The organism is Daejeonella sp. (genome assembly GCF_037719425.1).
Taxonomy (GTDB): Bacteria; Bacteroidota; Bacteroidia; order Sphingobacteriales; family Sphingobacteriaceae; genus Daejeonella.
The window spans coordinates 1-18,096 of record NZ_JBBJNI010000082.1 but is presented as its reverse complement, the minus strand read 5'-3'; the positions used below and the strand labels follow the sequence as shown (position 1 = coordinate 18,096).

At 42.8% G+C, this 18,096-nt stretch carries 20 protein-coding genes; 4 read left to right on the top strand and 16 right to left on the bottom strand.

Translation table 11 applies throughout. From position 1 onward, the window contains the following. Nucleotides 1-256: 256 nt before the first annotated feature. Complete coding sequence (hppD, locus tag WKF69_RS11815) at nt 257-1,381, bottom strand: 4-hydroxyphenylpyruvate dioxygenase (RefSeq protein WP_340382134.1); 1,125 nt, start codon at nt 1,379-1,381, stop codon at nt 257-259. Between the two features lie 60 nt (nt 1,382-1,441). Beyond that, on the bottom strand, nt 1,442-2,608 hold the full coding sequence (locus WKF69_RS11810; protein ID WP_340382133.1) for a homogentisate 1,2-dioxygenase: 1,167 nt from the start codon (nt 2,606-2,608) through the stop codon (nt 1,442-1,444). Between the two features lie 228 nt (nt 2,609-2,836). On the opposite strand from WKF69_RS11810, the gene WKF69_RS11805 reads away from it, so the two are divergent. Continuing rightward, on the top strand, nt 2,837-3,838 hold the full coding sequence (locus WKF69_RS11805) for a fumarylacetoacetate hydrolase family protein (RefSeq protein ID WP_340382132.1): 1,002 nt from the start codon (nt 2,837-2,839) through the stop codon (nt 3,836-3,838). A gap of 99 nt (nt 3,839-3,937) precedes the next feature. Beyond that, on the top strand, nt 3,938-4,825 hold the full coding sequence (locus WKF69_RS11800; protein ID WP_340382131.1) for a flavin reductase family protein: 888 nt from the start codon (nt 3,938-3,940) through the stop codon (nt 4,823-4,825). Nucleotides 4,826-4,946: 121 nt separating this feature from the next. Here WKF69_RS11800 and WKF69_RS11795 read toward each other — a convergent pair whose 3' ends face one another. From WKF69_RS11795 to WKF69_RS11780, 4 genes are all read right to left on the bottom strand, one after another. Then, nucleotides 4,947-5,687 carry a LytTR family transcriptional regulator DNA-binding domain-containing protein gene (locus WKF69_RS11795; protein ID WP_340382130.1) on the bottom strand — a complete coding sequence of 247 codons (741 nt, stop codon included), beginning with the start codon at nt 5,685-5,687 and terminating at the stop codon, nt 4,947-4,949. Between the two features lie 2 nt (nt 5,688-5,689). Beyond that, nucleotides 5,690-6,757: a histidine kinase gene (locus WKF69_RS11790; protein WP_340382129.1), complete on the bottom strand. Its 1,068-nt coding sequence runs from the start codon at nt 6,755-6,757 to the stop codon at nt 5,690-5,692. Nucleotides 6,758-6,809: 52 nt separating this feature from the next. Further along, complete coding sequence (locus tag WKF69_RS11785) at nt 6,810-7,613, bottom strand: LiaF domain-containing protein (protein ID WP_340382128.1); 804 nt, start codon at nt 7,611-7,613, stop codon at nt 6,810-6,812. A 179-nt stretch (nt 7,614-7,792) separates the two neighbouring features. Beyond that, complete coding sequence (locus WKF69_RS11780) at nt 7,793-8,578, bottom strand: NYN domain-containing protein (protein WP_340382127.1); 786 nt, start codon at nt 8,576-8,578, stop codon at nt 7,793-7,795. A gap of 142 nt (nt 8,579-8,720) precedes the next feature. Between WKF69_RS11780 and WKF69_RS11775 the strand changes: the two genes are divergently transcribed. Next, the gene (locus WKF69_RS11775) at nt 8,721-9,776 is read left to right on the top strand and encodes a glycosyl hydrolase family 18 protein (protein ID WP_340382126.1); all 1,056 of its coding nucleotides are present in this window, start codon (nt 8,721-8,723) and stop codon (nt 9,774-9,776) included. A gap of 40 nt (nt 9,777-9,816) precedes the next feature. Continuing rightward, entirely contained in the window at nt 9,817-10,725 is a 909-nt protein-coding gene (locus tag WKF69_RS11770) for a Gfo/Idh/MocA family oxidoreductase (RefSeq protein ID WP_340382125.1), read from the top strand. 17 nt (nt 10,726-10,742) lie between these two features. Here the strand turns inward: WKF69_RS11770 and WKF69_RS11765 are convergent, their stop codons facing one another. The 10 genes from WKF69_RS11765 to WKF69_RS11720 all read right to left on the bottom strand — a co-directional run. After that, complete coding sequence (locus tag WKF69_RS11765; protein WP_340382124.1) at nt 10,743-11,198, bottom strand: DUF1801 domain-containing protein; 456 nt, start codon at nt 11,196-11,198, stop codon at nt 10,743-10,745. Nucleotides 11,199-11,207: 9 nt separating this feature from the next. Further along, entirely contained in the window at nt 11,208-11,651 is a 444-nt protein-coding gene (locus WKF69_RS11760) for a molybdenum cofactor biosynthesis protein MoaE (protein ID WP_340382123.1), read from the bottom strand. Between the two features lies 1 nt (nt 11,652). After that, entirely contained in the window at nt 11,653-12,771 is a 1,119-nt protein-coding gene (locus tag WKF69_RS11755; RefSeq protein WP_340382122.1) for a HesA/MoeB/ThiF family protein, read from the bottom strand. Nucleotides 12,772-12,773: 2 nt separating this feature from the next. Continuing rightward, nucleotides 12,774-13,007 carry a MoaD/ThiS family protein gene (locus tag WKF69_RS11750; RefSeq protein ID WP_340382121.1) on the bottom strand — a complete coding sequence of 78 codons (234 nt, stop codon included), beginning with the start codon at nt 13,005-13,007 and terminating at the stop codon, nt 12,774-12,776. Further along, the gene (locus WKF69_RS11745) at nt 13,008-13,739 is read right to left on the bottom strand and encodes a sulfite exporter TauE/SafE family protein (RefSeq protein WP_340382120.1); all 732 of its coding nucleotides are present in this window, start codon (nt 13,737-13,739) and stop codon (nt 13,008-13,010) included. Next, complete coding sequence (gene glp / locus WKF69_RS11740; RefSeq protein ID WP_340382119.1) at nt 13,732-14,937, bottom strand: gephyrin-like molybdotransferase Glp; 1,206 nt, start codon at nt 14,935-14,937, stop codon at nt 13,732-13,734. Before glp ends, WKF69_RS11745 begins: the two co-directional genes overlap by 8 nt. A gap of 8 nt (nt 14,938-14,945) precedes the next feature. Further along, nucleotides 14,946-15,926, bottom strand: a complete 981-nt coding sequence (gene moaA, locus WKF69_RS11735) for a GTP 3',8-cyclase MoaA (protein WP_340382118.1) — start codon at nt 15,924-15,926, stop codon at nt 14,946-14,948. A gap of 13 nt (nt 15,927-15,939) precedes the next feature. Beyond that, nucleotides 15,940-16,554, bottom strand: coding sequence for a nucleotidyltransferase family protein (locus WKF69_RS11730; RefSeq protein ID WP_340382117.1), 615 nt, complete (start codon nt 16,552-16,554; stop codon nt 15,940-15,942). A 1-nt stretch (nt 16,555) separates the two neighbouring features. Beyond that, complete coding sequence (locus WKF69_RS11725) at nt 16,556-17,671, bottom strand: XdhC family protein (RefSeq protein WP_340382116.1); 1,116 nt, start codon at nt 17,669-17,671, stop codon at nt 16,556-16,558. 21 nt (nt 17,672-17,692) lie between these two features. After that, a partial coding sequence (locus tag WKF69_RS11720) for an ATP-binding protein (protein WP_340382115.1) occupies nt 17,693-18,096 on the bottom strand: 404 nt, incomplete at its 5' end.

Sequence of the window (18,096 nt, the reverse complement as noted above, 5' to 3'; positions counted from 1 at the left end):
AAAGTAACGTCTTTTATATTGATTTTTATGAAATAAATTACCCCTCGCAATGACAATGTCGCCTTAAAGGAAGTGGGGAAGACGGGGGCGCAGCCCCGTTTTTCCCACTTAGTCCCCAACGAAGCATGTCATTGCGAGCGAAGCGAAGCAATCTGTTGCTGTTTTTTTAAGCGAGTTTAATTGTTTTAGCCTTAATTGTTTAAATTTTGCCGGCTAACTCATTTGCTCATTCTCTCATTTCCTAATCTGCAAATCGTTACAGATTCCCTCTTAATTCCTGCTCTCTTTCCAAAGCTTCAAAAAGTGCTTTAAAGTTACCTGCACCGAAAGATTTTGCTCCTTTTCTTTGGATGATCTCAAAGAAAAGTGTTGGCCTGTCTTCAACCGGTTTTGTAAATATTTGAAGCAGGTAACCCTCTTCATCCCTGTCCACAAGGATACCTAATTCTTTTAGCGGCTCAATGTCTTCTTCAATCTTTCCAACTCTGGCTTCCAGGTCGTCATAATAAACGGTTGGAATTTTAAGGAATTCAACGCCGCGATCCTGCAGTTTAGTCACGGTGTCAACGATGTTGTTGGTCGCGATTGCAATATGCTGCACACCTTCATCGCCGTAAAAATCAAGATATTCCTCAATCTGAGATTTCTTTTTGCCTTCAGCTGGCTCATTGATCGGGAATTTAACGTAACCGTTGCCATTGCTCATGACCTTGCTCATCAGTGCCGAATACTCGGTTGATATTTGCTTGTCATCAAAAGTAAGAATATTCTTGAAGCCCATAATGTCTTCGTAGAATTTTACCCATTTGTCCATTTGGTTCCAGCCGACGTTGCCAACGCAATGATCGACGTATAATAAGCCGGCTTCTTCCGGATTGTAGCGGCTTTCCCATTTCACGAATCCTGGCATGAAAAGACCATTGTAATTCTTTCTCTCGATAAATAAATGCACGGTTTCGCCATAGGTATAAATTCCGCTCATTTTCAATACTCCATTTTCATCCTCTAGTGTTTGAGGTTCCATATAGCTTTCAGCTCCCCGTGAGACAGTTTCCTGATAGGACTTATAAGAATCATCCACCCAGAGTGCTATGGTCTTAACTCCATCTCCGTGTTTTGTGAGCTGTTCAGAGATCGGATGTTCAGGATACAGAGGCGTGGTTAAAACCAGCCTGATCTTATTCTGCATCAGGACATATGACGCACGATCCTTTACACCCGTTTCCGGTCCTGCGTAGGCCAGGTTTTGAAATCCAAAAGCAGTTTTATAAAAATGGGCCGCCTGCTTAGCGTTCCCCACATACATCTCAATATAATCAGTCCCGTTTAAAGGAAGGAAATCTGTGTTTTGAGTTTTATTTTCAATTATTTCAGTTTTCATGGTATTTATATTATTCCGTTTGCTCTCCCTCTACTATGGAGAGGGCGGGGGTTAGGCTTCCTACTCTACGTTTTCCTGCCAGCTTTTGTGATAAGATTCATCTTCGATGCTGATCGCATAATCTGTTAGCATCAAAGGTTTAAAAGGGTCGATCATAACGGCAAGCTCTTCAGTTTTTTCTTTGCCAATTGATTTTTCCACGGTTCCCGGATGTGGTCCATGAGGAATTCCTCCCGGGTGCAAGGTGATCTGCCCTTTTACAACACTCTTCCGGCTCATAAAATCGCCATCAACATAATACAATACTTCGTCGCTGTCTACATTACTGTGATTGTATGGAGCTGGAATTGATTCGGGATGGTAATCGTACTTACGTGGTACGAATGAGCAGATCACAAAGTTGTGCCCTTCAAATGTTTGGTGAACCGGCGGCGGTTGATGTACCCGGCCTGTTATAGGTTCAAAATCATGGATTGAAAATGCCCATGGATAATGGAATCCATCCCAGCCGATAAAGTCGAATGGGTGGGTACCATATACATATGGATAAATCAGGCCTTGTTTTTTGATTAAAACCTTGAAATCTCCGAATTCATCTTTTGTTTCAAGGTCTTGTGGTCTTTTAATGTCGCGTTCACAAAATGGGGAGTGCTCCATCAGTTGCCCCCAGGCATTTCTATAACGTTTTGGCGTCCTTATTGGGCTAAAGCTTTCAATTATGAAAAGCCTGTTACTCTCATTATCAAACTCCATTTGATAAATGGTGCCACGTGGAATTACCAAATAATCGCCATAAGCGAATTTGATCTTACCGAAGCCGGTTTTAAGTGTTCCGGTGCCTTCATGTACAAATATTACTTCGTCAGCCTGACTGTTCTTGTAATAATAATCAGTCATCGATTTCCTTGGAGCTGCTAATGAAATATGAAGGTCGCTGTTTACCAGTACAGGCTTGCGACTTTCCAAAAAGTCATCTTCAGGTTTGATATTAAAACCAATCAGGCTGGTATGTTTCAGATGTTTCTCCCTTGCGATCTTCGGCTCAACAGAATATGGCTCTCCCAAAGACTTTACAATTGTCGGTGGGTGAGTGTGATAAACCAGTGAATACAAACTGGAAAATCCTTCAGTTGAGACCAGTTCCTCGGCATAGAGAGTGCCATCCGGTTTACGAAAAACGGTATGTCGCTTATGAGGAATAGATCCTAATGTATGGTAAACAGGCATAGACTAGAATTTATTGGTTAAATAATTGGTAGTGTAAAGGTAACGATTCAGTTGAGAGTTGATAGTTGAAAGTTGACAATTTGTCAATGCATAAAGAGTGTTGCCTCCGCTTCTTGCTCATCAATCATCTTTTCATACGTCAGATCTTTTTTAACTCTCAACTCTCAACTCTCAACTCTCAACTGTTTTCACTAGTTTTGACTAAGCCGCTAACCAAATCGACCCTCTATGAAACTAGTTTCCTACAAAACGGAAGACCGTGAACACTTGGGTGTTTTTATAAAAGGACATATCTATAATCTCAATTCCTGTGACAAGCTTATTCCTGACAATATGAATGAGTTTTTGAGTGGAGGAGAAGAGCTGATGGACCGGGCTAAAAAGGTAAATGACCAGATCAAGTCAGGAAAGCAGAAAGCGAAAGAAGAAATATTCTTCGAAATTCTTGCCCCGGTTCCGCATCCGTCCTCGTGCAGGGATGGCTATGCATTTCGGCAGCATGTAGCGTCGGCGAGAAAGAACCGTAGGGTTGAAATGATCCCGGAATTTGATCAATATCCTATCTTTTATTTTACTAATCATAATGCTATACAGGGAGTTGGGGATATCGAATGCATGCCGGATCACTTTGAAAAACTTGATTTTGAGCTCGAGGCAGCGATTGTAATTGGAAAAAAAGGCAGAAACTTGACAGCCGCTGAGGCAGACTCGTATATCGCCGGTTATATGGTCATGAACGATCTGAGTGCGCGTACTTTACAGATGGAAGAAATGCTTCTTAACCTAGGCCCGGCAAAAGGAAAAGATTTTTCGACGATTATCGGACCATGGTTGGTGACTCCGGATGAGCTTGAGGAGTATAAGACATCAGCGAAAGCTGGCCACACAGGCAATAGTTATAACCTTTCTATGAAATGCTGGGTAAATGGAATAGAAGTATCCTCAGGGAATATGGCGGATATGGACTGGACCTTTGCGGAAATCATTGAACGCTGCTCCTATGGGGTGGATATTCTACCGGGCGACGTAATCGGATCAGGAACTGTTGGAACAGGATGTTTCATGGAGTTAAATGGTACAGGTTTACTAAATGATCCAAATTATAAGCCACAATGGCTTCAGGCAGGGGATATTGTAGAAATGGAAATAGCTGGCCTTGGGCGGCTCACCAATACAATTCGTAAAACGGATACAGATTGGTCGATACTTAAATTGAAAAAGAACAATTAAGGAACCAGGAGCCAAGAACCAAGAATCAAGACACAGCCGGGGTTAATATCGCAGGTCCTGGCTCTTGGTTCCTGGCTCTTGGCTCAAACTTAAATCACGATGCTATCCCTAAACCCCTCAGAGCTAACTGCTCTAGAGCTGCAAAACTACCTGCAGTATGCCATTGCCCCGCGGCCGATCTGCTTTGTGTCAACCATTGACAGTGCAGGGAATGTTAATCTCAGCCCGTTCAGCTTTTTCAATATGTTCAGCACAAACCCGCCGGTCTGTATTTTTTCACCAGCCAGAAGAGTGAGGGACAATACCACCAAACATAGTCTTGAAAATGTTCTTGAAGTGCCTGAGTGTGTGATCAATATTGTGAATTATGATATGGTGAGGCAGACTTCTCTCGCAAGTGTTGAATATCCGAAAGGCGTTAATGAGTTTATTAAAGCAGGTTTTACCCCACTGGCATCGGAGATCGTGAAGCCTCCAAGAGTAGCTGAATCGCCGGTGCAAATGGAATGTTTAGTACAACGGGTTATCCCTCTGGGTGAAAATGCTGGTGCTGGAAATCTGGTACTGGCTGAAATAAAACGTATTCACATCCGGGAAGAAATTCTTGACGATGCTGGTAAGATCGATCAGGTGAAAATTGACCTTGTGGCAAGGCTCGGTGGCGACTGGTACTGCAGGGTTACCGAAGAAAGTCTCTTTCAAGTGGAAAAACCTGTGCGCACTTTAGGTATAGGAGTGGACGCAATTCCATCGGCAATCAGAAATTCAGATATCCTGACAGGGAATAATTTAGGCCAGCTCGGAAATGTAGAGCAACTTCCTTCTGATGATGAGATCGCTCAGTTTCAGTCAGACCCTGAACTCAAACAAATACTTGACGCCACTATCGGAGATAACACTAACCGTGAACGGGAACTGCATCAGTATGCACGAAAATTATTAGATGAGGGTAGAGTAGCCGAGGCGTGGAAGGTACTTCTCTCTTGAGTTGTACGTACGACTGGATCTGAAAACTGAAAGCGGAAGTCAGCGGTCAAAAAAATGAAAGAATAACTCCCGATGTCGGAAATCCAGCAACTTTCAGTTTTCAGTTTTCAACTTTCACCTATTAAAGCCCAAGAACCTGCCTAAGCTTTGGATAACCCGTTTTGCTTACAGGAATTTTCTCTCCTGACTTAAGAATAGCCAAATGAGACTCCTTTTCGTAGGGATCAATCCTCGTGATTTCATCTATTTTAACAATGTAAGAGCGATGGACTCGTACAAAATTATCTTCTCCCAAAAGCTTCTCGAAATAAGCCATTGTCTTGTTTTTGAGGAACGATCCTTCGGCTGTGTGGATCTTTACGTAGTCATCGTCGGCAGCTAGGAAAATGATATCGTTTACAGGTATGATTTTTATCTTGTTCCCAGTTTTCACAACGACACGCTCATTTTTAGGAGAGGAGGTCTGAATATTGTCAAGGATCTCAGTTGTGTCTTTTTTAGCTTCAGCCGTTGGCTTGGTGTCGAGCCATTTTTGTACAGCCCTGTCAAAACGTTCTTTGGTGAACGGTTTCAAAAGATAATCGATAGCATGTTCTTCGAAAGCTTTGATAGCATATTCATCAAAGGCTGTTGTGAATATTACTGACGGGGGTTTTTCGATGAGCTCGAGCATTTCAAATCCGTTTATCTTCGGCATTTGGATGTCAAGGAAGATCAAGTCTGGTTCATGTTGGGCGATAGCTTTAACGCCTTCAAAACCATCGCTACACTCTTGTACGATCTCAATCTGCGGCCACGACTGCAGATATTCGATCACTACCGAACGAGCCAGAGGCTCATCATCAATTAAAATAACACGCATTTTTATACCTGAGGAATTTTTACAGTTGTTGTAAATATATGGGTATAAGATGTAGTTTCCAATAAGTCGGTGCGCCCAAATAATAAATGTAATCTGCGCTTAACTCCGCTTAGCCCGAACCCGGTTCCGTGCTTCGGACGTGTTGTATCAGGATCGTATGGATTTTGAACAGTTACATGCAATTCATTATCAACACATTCTGCAAAAATACTAATAGTCACTATACCTGTAGTGTCGTACAGGCCAAACTTAATAGCATTTTCAACAATGGGCTGCAGCAGCATAGGAGGCAATAATAGCGGCCTGCAGGATTCGTGAAAAGAGATTTCTGTCGATAAGCGGTGACCAAATCTGACCTTTTCGATGTCAAGGTAAAGCTGTAGATGTTCAAGCTCGGCTTCCAGGGTTACTGGTGCCTGATCTTCTTTTTTGAGGGTGCCCCGCAGGAAGTCTGAAAGCTGATGTATCATCTTTCTCGCCTCTTCAGGCCTGCTCCCGATAAGTGCCGTTATAGAATTCAGGCTGTTGAAAAGAAAGTGGGGCTGCAGCTGCTGTCTCAAATTATAAAGCTCAGCATCCCTCGCCAGGGTTTCTGCATCAATTTTACGTTTTTCAGTCTCTTTCTGGTCCTGCTGGGTATAGTAGACCACACTTATCATTGCCATTAAGCTGATGATCAAAAGGCCCAGGAAAAACCGCACTGGCAATGAATTGTAAAGAAATTCTGCGTAATGAGGATCAGTTAAAACGAATGAGTCAAGGATCCAGTGGTTGACTAACAGCCAAATCGAAGCCAGGATCGCGCAGTACATGAGCATCAACATGTACCTGTTTTTTTCAGGGCGGTAATACCGTAGGTTATTCCCTATCAGATAGCACGCAATTGCGAGTAAGATCGTACTTACAGATCCATCAATAAAACATGTTGCCGGTGTAAAGCCATACCAGAATAGTATTGCGGACTGTGCCAGGACACAGACTACTATACACTGGATAACGATCAGGATGATCTTATTCCTTGACAGAACCGAACCTGAAATAATCGTAGGACTTATTTGATGCTGAGACACCTCCGTGATTTATGATTTGACTGGTATTTAATATTTGAATTTCCGTTATTGATTAAAAGCTCTTGATGTCTATGCCACCAAATATTGACGTGCCCTGGATTACCAGGACTTTGTCAGTGGCTGCGTTCAACTGGGGAGGGCGTTTATCTTCAATTCCTCCGAATATGGCAACCATCTCAGAATGCACGGTCCAGTTGGAAGGCACTATTATTTTTGTGCCTCCAAACACCTGCACTACTTCCAGATAAACCCGCCCGGTTATATCAGCCTGCATTAGATTTATCTCTGATCCGCCAAAGAAATTGACTATTTCTCCGCCGCGGAAGTTTTTGGAAACAACGTTTTTCTTAATACCTCCAAATATGGAAACAGACTCTACCCTGTCTTCCGGGATTGGTGCCGAACCCGGCTGATCAGTATTTAAAGTATCACCCGTTCCGGTAGTTGTTGGATCAGCTTCTGTCGCAGACCATGCATTAGGATCGTGATCGGGGTTTTTATCCCACTTTCGGAAGTTGTCCATATTTGGTGTTTTCCTGCCCATGATCATCCACACACCAAAAGCGATGATCAGGAATGGCCAGAAAAATCTGCTCAGGTCCATATCCGGCAGGATACGGCTACTTAAAAAGATAAATCCAATGATCAGCGGAACAAATGCCGCAGGCTTGTCAAATCCCTGGCGTGACCCAATGAAGCAGCCAATTGCTATCATAAATACAGGCCAGCTTAAGACCCATCCCGGTATAAAAAATATACCGAGTGTTTTGATTAATAATATACATCCCACGCCAAGTAATATCATGCCTACAAGAGCTTTACCTGATTTTTGATTGGAGGTTTTTAAATTTTGCATATCGTATGAATTTTATCTAAACTAACGTATAAAAGGCCATCAGCAAATGCTTATTAGGCGAGTTTACTCTGGTTGTCGGTGAATGTCGGGAATTTGTCGGTAAAAATCTAACGCTCTTTGGGGTTTTGCGGCAGAAGGGTTTAGCTTTCAGCTTAAAGCTTTTAGCATTAAGCTTAACTCTAGCCTTTAATCTTAATATAAACATGCTTAATATTCCCTTTTCCCGTTATTCGTTCATCAAATTCAAACATGTTCAGACCTTTAATGAGGGGCAGTAGTTTAGGGTAATTATAATTCCTCGAATCAAAGTCAGGCTTCTTTTTCAGGATCAGATTACCCAGGTTACCGAGATACGCCCAGCCATTCTCATCTTCAAGATCCGACACGCTGTCTTTGATAAGCCTGATCAGCTCCTTGTCGATATTATTCAACGGGGCCGAACTTTTCCGGGTGTTATTTCTCGATTTCTTAACCGGTTGATGCTCATCAGGGGAGGCTTCATTATCCTTTAAAATTTCGAGGTAAATGAATTTATCACATGCTGTTATGAAGGGGATCAAGGTCTTTTTTTCGCCGATGCCGATAACCTTCATGCCAGCTTCTCTCAAACGTGTTGCCAGGCGCGTAAAATCGCTGTCGCTTGAAACGATGCAAAAGCCATCAACTTTACCTGAGTAAAGAATATCCATGGCGTCAATGATCATAGCGCTGTCGCTCGCGTTTTTCCCTGTTGAATAGCTGTATTGCTGAATTGGTGTTATTGCATTCTCCAGAAGGACCTTTTTCCATCCCGAAACTGTAGGCTTGGTCCAATCGGCATAGATGCGTTTGAATGTTGGCGTGCCGTATTTTGCAATTTCCTGGAACATCGGTTTTACATTGGAATAAGGGACATTATCCGCGTCAATAAGTACGGCGAGTCTGAGGTCTTTCGTTATATCCATCCGATTGTAATCTGATTCCATGAGTAAATTTAATCTTTATAATTGTATTTTAACTCTGGCAGCACTTACATTTATAAGTCTTTCAAGCCGGCTTTTACAAACACTTATTTACATTGTGTAAATAAACCTCATTCGCTACATTTATGAACTAAATTTACTCACTATGTTTCAAAGGTTCATTGTAATCGCTTTGCTATTACACACAATATCTGCTCTAAAAGCTCAAACCAGATCAGAAAATCTTTTTTATATGGTGAACACTCCTGAGTCTTTTGAAAGTTTCAGGGCAAATGTCAGCCAGATCTCTATTGTTTGTCCGCAGACATTCCTGGTTAGTAAAGAAGGAACCCTTTCCGGATCTGTAGACCCGCGTGTGCTTTCTTTAGCAAAAGCCAATAAAGTAAAAGTGATGCCCCTGATTGTCAATAGCGGTTTTGACCAAAAGCTTCTTCACGATATTGTTTCCAACCCCGTTTCCCGTAAACGTTCCATTGAGATGATGCTTGAATATGCCAAAAAGTATGATCTGGATGGCTGGCAGTTCGACCTCGAAGGCTTAAGTATCCGGGATATGACCGACTTTACACTTTATTTTAAAGAAACAGCTGAAGCTTTGCATAAGAACAACCTTCAATTATCTGCGGCGCTTGTGCATGCTACAGAAAATGTGGGCGGCCCAAGTGCATATCACCTTTTTCTTTATGAGAACTGGAGGGCTGGTTATTCGTTCAAAGAGCTTTCGGAGATCGGTGATTTTATCTCGATCATGACATACGATCAGCATACCAGGCGTACACCTCCGGGACCGGTTGCGAGCCCTGAATGGATGGAACAGGTGATAAAGTATCTTCTGGCCCAGGGTGTCAAGCCGGAAAGGCTTTCGATGGGAATTCCCAACTATTCGGTACACTGGTTTACCGACTATACCACGGAACGTGGTGGATTTGCAAATGGACGAAGTGCAAAATATCCAATGGTACAGCACCTTCTCGGACAGAATAATGCAAAAAAGGTTTGGCATGAGAAAGGCCAGGTAAATTGGGCGATGTGGGATAAAGATGGTGTGTTCGAGTATTTGTTCATAGAAGATGCGCAATCCTTAAAGCCCAAACTCGACCTGCTCAAAAAATACAACCTTAGAGGAATATCCGTTTGGGTGCTCGGCGGCGAGGATCCTGAGGGCTGGGCGGTACTGAAAAAGGAAACGGTACGGAAATAAGCGTTGTAAACCTCGTTATGAACTTAAGCTCTGTGGAATTGTGTTAAAAGTAGGCATCATAGGCTTGGGCGATATTGCTCAAAAGGCCTACCTTCCTGTATTGTGCAACAGGGAGCTCGAACTTCACCTCTATACGCGTGATCTCGAAAAGCTTTTCCGGATAGGAAGACAATACCGGTTCCAGAACTTGCATCAAAATTTTGAATCGATTCTCAACAGCGGTATTCAGGCAGCTTTCGTGCATACATCAACCGGCAGTCATGTCGAGATTATTCAGATGTTGTTGATGAACAATATCCATGTTTATGTGGATAAGCCGATCACATATGATTATGCATCCTCCAAAAGGCTACTTCAACTGGCGGACAGCAGGAAGCTAATGCTGATGGTCGGCTTTAACAGGAGATATGCCCCGGCGTATCGTGAACTGAAACAGATTGCAGAGCCTAACATGATCATCATGCAAAAGAATCGCGTTTCACTGCCCGGAGATGTACGGACATTTGTTTTTGATGATTTTATCCATGTTGTGGATACGCTCAACTATTTATTTCCTTATCCTGTTAAAGAGCTTAATGTTAAAGGAATGAAAAAAGGCGGACTGCTGTATCATGTTGTTATTCAGATGACTGCCGAAAACGGGGCCATAGGGATCGGAATAATGAACAGGGATTCTGGAATTATTGAAGAAAAAGTAGAAGTGTTCAGTCACGCTCAAAAGCGCACCGTTGTGAATCTATCCTCTTCAAACGTTCATGTTAATCGCGATGAAACCAGCAAGGCGATGGGAGATTGGGATTCTACACTGTCTAAAAGAGGTTTTGAGCAAATTACCAGCGACTTTGTTCAGGCACTTGACTGTGGAGGAAGCCCCCAGTTCACTACACAGGATTCGTTAATCACCCATCAACTTTGTGAGGATATAGTTACGCAATTGAATAAGATGTGAAGCCAGGCCGGAAGCCTCTACCGTTTCATCACCTTCTCATAGAGTCTGATCCAATCTTCAACGGTCATCTTTTTCATTAGTTCTCCAATCAATTTGAATGGGATCTGGTCAGGCTTTTTAAACCTGATACAGCTTTTGCCCATGTCGAGCTTAGCAGTAGAATGTTTTGGATATTCTGATATAAACCAATCCAGCAATTGTTTATCAGCATAAATCCCCATGTGGTAAAGGGCAATAAAATTCTTTTGGGAGGCAATGCCTGCAAAAGGCAGAGGCTGCTTTGGATCACAGTGGTATCCCGCCGGATAGATAGTGTGCGGAACGACAAAGCCTGCATTACCGTATCCCATCTGTCTGGAAAACCCGTCTGGAATATTTTCCAGAATAACTTGCCATAGTTGTTGCATTGGAGCTTTCCTGTCCTCAGAAAGTCCTTCGAAGTACTCGTCAATTGTTTTAGCGTCAGATTGCATAGCGTCACATTATTTATTCACTTTCCATTGATGTTTGTCACCCTCGATTATCTCCTTTCCCCAAACCGGCAATTCTGCCTTTAACCTTTCAACAGTCTCCTCGCAAGCATCAATAGCCGCCTTGCGATGTGCCGAAGAGGTAAAAACAAAAAGGCAGATTTCCCCTGAAGAGACCCTACCCAGGCTGTGGTGTACATGCATGCATGTCAACGGGTACTTTGAGAATATATCTTCGCGTATCTGATGCATCTTTTCGATCGCCATATCTTCAAAGGCGGTATATTCTATAGCTGTTATAACACCGCTCTCCGTTTCATCAGCGCGTACCTGACCGAGGAATATACTATGTCCGCCAATTGCTTTTTGTGTGCTATGTTTCTGAATACTTTCAGCAATGAACGACGCTGGTATCGGACCCGCAGTAAATATATTTTTTGGTTTTCTGTCTGACATATTAATCTTCCCGTGAATTATTCCATGAGGCAATTCCACCCCTTAAGCTATATACTTTTTTTGAATTTCCATAGCGCTCGGTGAGCATTCTGGCTGCACTTAAACTTCGTTTCCCTGACTGACAGAACAGAACAACATTTTCTGCTGTAATCCCGTTTATACTGCTTTCGAAGGTGCTTAGGGGTAGTTTTGAATAATTAAATCCTTCAACTATGGGTGTTTCGTTTATTTCCCTCACATCTATAAAAGATACAGTTGGGTCCTTCATCATTTGTTTGAACAAATTCATGTCTATCTGATTTGCTGAGTGATTTGAGCATGACCAGTCGTAGTCGGTTTGCCTAAATGTGTTAACACTTTCAGGAATAAGTGAGCGTGTGTCTTCCCGGGGTTGGATCTGTAGTTCATAGATCTGGTTGGTTAATGAATTATAGGTCATTAATCGGTTTACCAGAGGTAGACCAACTCCGGTAACTAATTTGATTACTTCATTTGCCATCATAGTTCCTATTATTCCGGGCAGCACCCCAATTACACCTGCCTCTTCGCAATTAAGGATCTCATTTTCGGCTGGCGGGTTGGGGAAAAGATCCCTGTAATTTGTTTTTGCTGATCCATCGCCGGTCTCATGATTGAAAACTGCTACCTGCCCCTCAAATCTTGAAATAGCGCCATAAATTAGCGTTTTTCCTGAAAGTACGCAGGCATCATTTATCATATACCGGCTGGCGAAATTATCTGTGCCGTCTACAACAAAATCATATTGAGAGATGATGCTATGAGTGTTTTGAGGATTGAGCATCTCATTGTAGGAGATAATATCAATCTCAGGGTTGAGTGCTGTTAAAATGTCGGCAGCTCTAAGGACCTTTGACAACCCGATATCGTCACTTGAATACAACACCTGGCGGTGCAGATTGCTTAGGGATACGGCATCGTGATCAACTATACCGATTGTGCCAATCCCGGCACCGGCGAGGTATAGCAAGGCAGGGCAACCCAGGCCGCCTGCTCCAACTACCAGGACCTTTGCATTCGCGAGCTTTTCCTGGCCGGTTTCGCCAATTTCTGTTAGTGAAGTTTGACGCTGATATCTTGGGTTCCCCTTTTTGTATGCCATCACTATCCTCCTGAAAAGGGCGGTAACAGCGCAACAATGCTATTGTCTGTTAACGGGGTATTATGGGTGATCACTTTTTTATCGATAGCGATTGCGTATTTCGAGTCAGTCAGGCGAGGGTACCGTTGCGTTAGCGTTTCAATAAGTTCATCTCTGTCGGAAATGTTTTCCAATTCGATTTCAGATAAACCGGTGATATCTGTCAACTGCCCAAATATTAAAACCTTAACCTGCATTTACGTAAAGATAAGCTTCCATCCCGCCATCATTAACACAACGGCCAGAGTATTTTTTAGTATATTTTGATTGAATTTTAATGCTCCAAGATAAGCGCCGAACAAGCCTCCTGCGAAAGCGATGGTGACATAGCTCAACATATCAGGACTGAAGCTAATTCCTTTTGTTAGCTGGCCTGCTAATCCCGATAAGGAATTTACAAAAATGAATAAGGCGCTAATGGCTGCTGCTTGTTTTTGGTTGGCCCATTTCAATAGCAGGAGGACAGGAGACAAAATAATTCCTCCGCCAATTCCGATCAGGCCGGATAGAAAACCAATAGAACAGCCAATCAATATCGACAACGCAGTGTTAGACTTTTTTAATTCTTCGTCAGGGATGTTTGCAAAGAACAGGAATCTAATAACCGGAATGAAAAGCAATGAACCCAGAACTTTTTTGTAAATCGACGCATCCATAGTAATCAATCCCCCCGCAAAGGCCAAAGGGATAGACGCCAGAGCAAGAGGCAGGAATATTTTCCATTTAAAATGGTCCCCCCGATAGAACTGTATGAACGAAGTCAGTGACACAAAAAGATTCAGAATTAGAGCAGTTGGTTTCATAACCTCCGGACTAAATGCATAGATAGCCATCAATGCCAGATAACCGCTCGCGCCTCCGTGTCCTACAGATGAGTACAACATCGCAACTATAAACAACAGGCAATAGAACAAGTAAATATTATCCATGGTATTCAGGCAACAGATGAATTTCCACCAGCTCATTCGCGGTGAATTCTATTTTTCCCTCTTCAAGTTTGATAAGGCAATTTGCTTTTGCAAAAGAGCTAAGCCGAAAAGATTCCTGCGCTTTCAGATCAAGAGCTGATTCTCCATCATAGTATCCCTTTAGAAACTGCGTAAGCCCTGCGGGCTTCTTTAATGCCGTTTTCAGGGGAACCTTTAGACTTTTCAAAGCTGTTTTACGCGAGCTCATTAGACCTAAAGCCGGTAATACGTATTCGTAAAAACAGTTTAAAACAGAAGCCGGGTTTCCGGGTAATCCAAATATTACCTTTCTCCCTTTTTTTCCGAAAAATAGAGGTTTGCCTGGCTTTTGACGGATCTTATGAAAAACTTGCTCAATCCCGTTTGCAACAGCCGCACGTACCACAAAGTCATAGTCGCCAACACTAACACCACCAGTTAGTAGCACGACATCGCTTTTTTGGACGGCTTCGGCAATTTTGGTTGTCAGGGCTTCGAGTGTGTCCTCTGAATAAAGAAAATCAATTTGGGAGATACCTGCTTGCCGCAGGGCTGAATTTAGTGCAAAGGAATTTGCTTCATATACTTGGCCGTGAGCAAGGTCTTTTCCCGGACTTTGAAGTTCGTTACCAGTTAAAATAACACTAACACTGGGGTTGGGATAAGCATTTATATCCTGAATGCCCACGCCAGCCAGATAGCCTATTGCGGCAGGTGTCATCAATGTTCCTTTTTCGAGGGCCAGACATCCGGCCTTTATTTCACTTCCTTTTTCTCTGAAGTTCAGGCCTTTGATCAAATTATCATCTTCAATCACCAGGTTTCCTTCTGTTATCCTGATCTTCTCCTGCATCACTACAGTATCTGCACCTTCCGGCACTGCCGCACCCGTAAATATTCGGACAGCATTTTGAGGCTCCAGCCTCGTATTTTTGTCTGATCCTGCAGCAATCTCACCCTTAATCTTTAATTGACCGGATTGTTCCCAGTCATCGTAGTTGATCGCATAACCATCCATTGACGATTGGTTGAATGGAGGGACATCGGTTTTGGCAAAAACGTTCTCGGAAAGAATTAGTCCTGTTGCATCCATTAATGAAATCCTGATTGGGCTAAGGACTTCTGTATGTTCATTTATTAAATCCTGTGCTTCTGCTACTGAAATAAGTTCTGCGCGCATAAAAAGATCTATCCTCCTATACTTATCATGCTTCTATTGTTCAGATCCTCAGTCTGGATCTTCTCAAAGTCTTTAGTAAACTGCCCGCCGAGCTCTTTCGCTTTTGAAAAAATACTTTCCTGGATAAGCGGCAATATATCTTCGTTATTTCTCAATGCCGCAAGCAGATCGGTTTCCTTAGTGGAGAATAAGCAATTTTTCATCTTTCCGTCAGCAGTGAGGCGCATGCGGTTGCAGCCACTGCAAAAAGGAGCACTCATCGTGCTGATCACTGAGAAACTCCCTTTGTGGCCTTCAATCTTATATTTCTTGTCGGTATCATTAACTCCATCCTGCAGACGAACTGGTGTGTACTTTTCCCCGATCCTGTCCAGCATATTGCTCCAGGTGAAGACCTGATTGCTTGTCCAGCGATTGCCATCGAATGGCATGAACTCGATAAATCGTACCTGGACCGGGAGGTCCTTTGTCCAGTCGACAAAATCAATAATTTCATTGTCGTTTAGCCCTTTCATTACCACCACGTTAATCTTAACGTTAAAGTTGCGGCTCAGCATCAGATGGATATTATCCATTACTTTTTTGAAGCCGTCCCTGCGGGTGATAATATTAAACTTGTCGGGATCAAGCGTATCGAGGCTTACATTTAAAGATTTGACTTTGGCTTTTTCCAGCACATCGACAAAATCATGAAGCCTTGTTGCATTTGTGGTGAGCGTAAGATCAACCGGGAGCTTTGAAAGACGAGCTATAATTTCCGCAGCATCTTTACGTACCAGTGGTTCCCCGCCTGTTAAGCGGATCTTGTTTACCCCGTTGTCGACAAATATTCTGGCAATTGTCTCGATTTCATCCGGTTGCATTAGCCTCGAGGCAGGGGTGAATTCATAATCCTCCTCCGGCATACAGTAAAAGCAGCGAAGGTTGCAGTTGTCTGTAAGAGAGATCCGCAGATAATTGTGAGCCCTGTCGAATGAATCAATAAGCATATATAAAGTTAGGTTATTTAGGCAAGTTCTGATAGTCTTCTGATGTATCTATATCGATACCACCATTCTTGAATGAAACGAACGAAGCTGCGTCTTTGTATTTTTTGAATAGTTTTTTTGCACCGGTGTCGCCTTTTAATGCTAAAAGGTCGGGGAAAAGGCTGCTGTGAAAAAGGGCAGGGGTCCCTTTTGTGTTTTCATACATGCATCCCACAATTGCTTTACCTGACTCAGTTTGCTTTTTTATAAGTGCTTTAAGGATTTCAGCATCTGCAAATGGCTGATCGCAAACCATTAATATCAATGCATCAACATCAGGTGCTATTTTTTTCAGGGCATTTATGCCTGCTTTAATTGATGATGATATACCGCTTTCCCAATCCGGGTTCTCCGCGATTTCTATTCCAGCAGTGTCAATTTTATTCCCGATAAGGTCTTTACCCGAGCCAAGTACAACGATCACCTTATTGGATCCGGTCTGCTTTGCACTATCAATTGAATGTTGTAAAAGTGTTTTCCCGCGATAGCTTAAGAGTTGTTTAGGACTTCCCAGCCGTGATGACCTTCCTGCCGCCAGGATGATGATCGCGAAAGTGTTTACGTTGAAATGCAATTTGCCGGTCTGCATCTTAATTTCTTGTATGAATAGGGGTATCTCTGAATTTCAGAAAGTTGCCATCTCTTTTGGCAAAGGCCGCCTTGATACCGGCTGCAAGAGATAACGCAATCTCTTCAGGGGTTACCGCGCCAATGTCAAGTCCCACAGGGGCATAAATGCGTTCCATATCAGCCGGTGATATTTCATGTCCTTCGTCAGAAAGCTCTTTCCATATCTTTTCCGATCGCACTTTAGGCCCGAGCATTCCAATGAATGATGCTGGAGTTGACAGGGCCTTTAGCAGGTTCTGTTTATCCGTATTAAAATCATGAGCCATCAGAATAATAGCGGTATGATCATCAATTGTTAAGCTGGTAAGATCAGTCATCGCAACAATTTGGTCAGTATAGGACCTTATCTGAGGGTTGATCTTAAGAACATCGCCGCAAATACTTACCCTCCAGTCGAGCTCTTTCAGCAACCTGCTCATCGGGTAGACGTCGTATTGATGGCCCATCAGTATGACACTGATCTCCGGCGGAAGTATTTCGATAAAGATCTCTATGTGATTACCTTCAGCAGTGAATTGAGCAGGTGCTGACTTGTTTTCCACTAGCTGTAAGTTGACTTTATCATCGATCTGGCTCTCGATAGTCCTGGAATTAATAATAGTTAAACTATTTGCGTCAGTATACTTAATGACATTTCCCTCGCGGACAATATTCCAGTTACCTTCCAGATGAGTTACAGTAAGCAATACATGGGTATCGCGGCTCGCCTGAACACAAGATTTAAGGATCTCAACGGGATTCTTTTTGTCGTGCAGATCAAGCGGAGTAAACAGTACATCGATAACTCCATTGCAGCCCAGACCAACACCAATTTGATGAGGATCATCTTCAGTGGTATCGTAAGTGATTAAAGTTGGACGGGAATTGTTTATGGCCAGCCGCGCACGTTTTAAAGCATCGCCCTCGAGGCATCCTCCGCTAATACCACCCGTCCATGAACCATTATCCAGAACGAGCATACGAGCGCCGGTCCGGCGATAAGAGGATCCTTCCACTCTGACAACAGTAGCAAGTGCCGCATGGGTTCCCGGTGAGATATCATCGTAGGCTTTTACGATTGCCTTTATTTCCTTCATGCAAACATGCCCATTTAGTGATCATTCTTTAAATGAGATCACAAATTTAGTCCCTTCATTGATTTTACTTACCACATCGATAGTTCCGTTCAGATTGGTGATATGATTATATACCAGGTATAATCCTATTCCTTTGCTGTCAGAGTGATTATGGAATTTCTGATTCAAGCCAAAAATCTTATCCTTCACTTTTTCCATATCAAAGCCCATCCCATTATCACTTATGATCAGTTGTTTAATGCCTGCGGTAATTTCGGTAGCGATAGTTATTACCGGTATTTTTCCCGGCTGTGCATATTTTACAGAGTTTGTTAGCAGATTAAGAAAAATGCTGTCAAGATAGGCGCGCTTAAATCTGATCTCGTCAAATGCTGAAAAGTCTGTAGTCAATTCAACTCTCGAAACATCGATAATAGACTTTATCG

Bases quoted from the DNA above. Each gene is read 5' to 3' on its own strand.
- hppD (WP_340382134.1), bottom strand. From the start codon at position 1,381: ATGAAAACTGAAATAATTGAAAATAAAACTCAAAACACAGATTTCCTT.
- WKF69_RS11810 (WP_340382133.1), bottom strand. From the start codon at position 2,608: ATGCCTGTTTACCATACATTAGGATCTATTCCTCATAAGCGACATACC.
- WKF69_RS11805 (WP_340382132.1), top strand. From the start codon at position 2,837: ATGAAACTAGTTTCCTACAAAACGGAAGACCGTGAACACTTGGGTGTT.
- WKF69_RS11800 (WP_340382131.1), top strand. From the start codon at position 3,938: ATGCTATCCCTAAACCCCTCAGAGCTAACTGCTCTAGAGCTGCAAAAC.
- WKF69_RS11795 (WP_340382130.1), bottom strand. From the start codon at position 5,687: ATGCGTGTTATTTTAATTGATGATGAGCCTCTGGCTCGTTCGGTAGTG.
- WKF69_RS11785 (WP_340382128.1), bottom strand. From the start codon at position 7,613: ATGCAAAATTTAAAAACCTCCAATCAAAAATCAGGTAAAGCTCTTGTA.
- WKF69_RS11780 (WP_340382127.1), bottom strand. From the start codon at position 8,578: ATGGAATCAGATTACAATCGGATGGATATAACGAAAGACCTCAGACTC.
- WKF69_RS11775 (WP_340382126.1), top strand. From the start codon at position 8,721: ATGTTTCAAAGGTTCATTGTAATCGCTTTGCTATTACACACAATATCT.
- WKF69_RS11765 (WP_340382124.1), bottom strand. From the start codon at position 11,198: ATGCAATCTGACGCTAAAACAATTGACGAGTACTTCGAAGGACTTTCT.
- WKF69_RS11760 (WP_340382123.1), bottom strand. From the start codon at position 11,651: ATGTCAGACAGAAAACCAAAAAATATATTTACTGCGGGTCCGATACCA.
- WKF69_RS11755 (WP_340382122.1), bottom strand. From the start codon at position 12,771: ATGGCATACAAAAAGGGGAACCCAAGATATCAGCGTCAAACTTCACTA.
- WKF69_RS11750 (WP_340382121.1), bottom strand. From the start codon at position 13,007: ATGCAGGTTAAGGTTTTAATATTTGGGCAGTTGACAGATATCACCGGT.
- WKF69_RS11745 (WP_340382120.1), bottom strand. From the start codon at position 13,739: ATGGATAATATTTACTTGTTCTATTGCCTGTTGTTTATAGTTGCGATG.
- glp (WP_340382119.1), bottom strand. From the start codon at position 14,937: ATGCGCGCAGAACTTATTTCAGTAGCAGAAGCACAGGATTTAATAAAT.
- moaA (WP_340382118.1), bottom strand. From the start codon at position 15,926: ATGCTTATTGATTCATTCGACAGGGCTCACAATTATCTGCGGATCTCT.
- WKF69_RS11730 (WP_340382117.1), bottom strand. From the start codon at position 16,554: ATGCAGACCGGCAAATTGCATTTCAACGTAAACACTTTCGCGATCATC.
- WKF69_RS11725 (WP_340382116.1), bottom strand. From the start codon at position 17,671: ATGAAGGAAATAAAGGCAATCGTAAAAGCCTACGATGATATCTCACCG.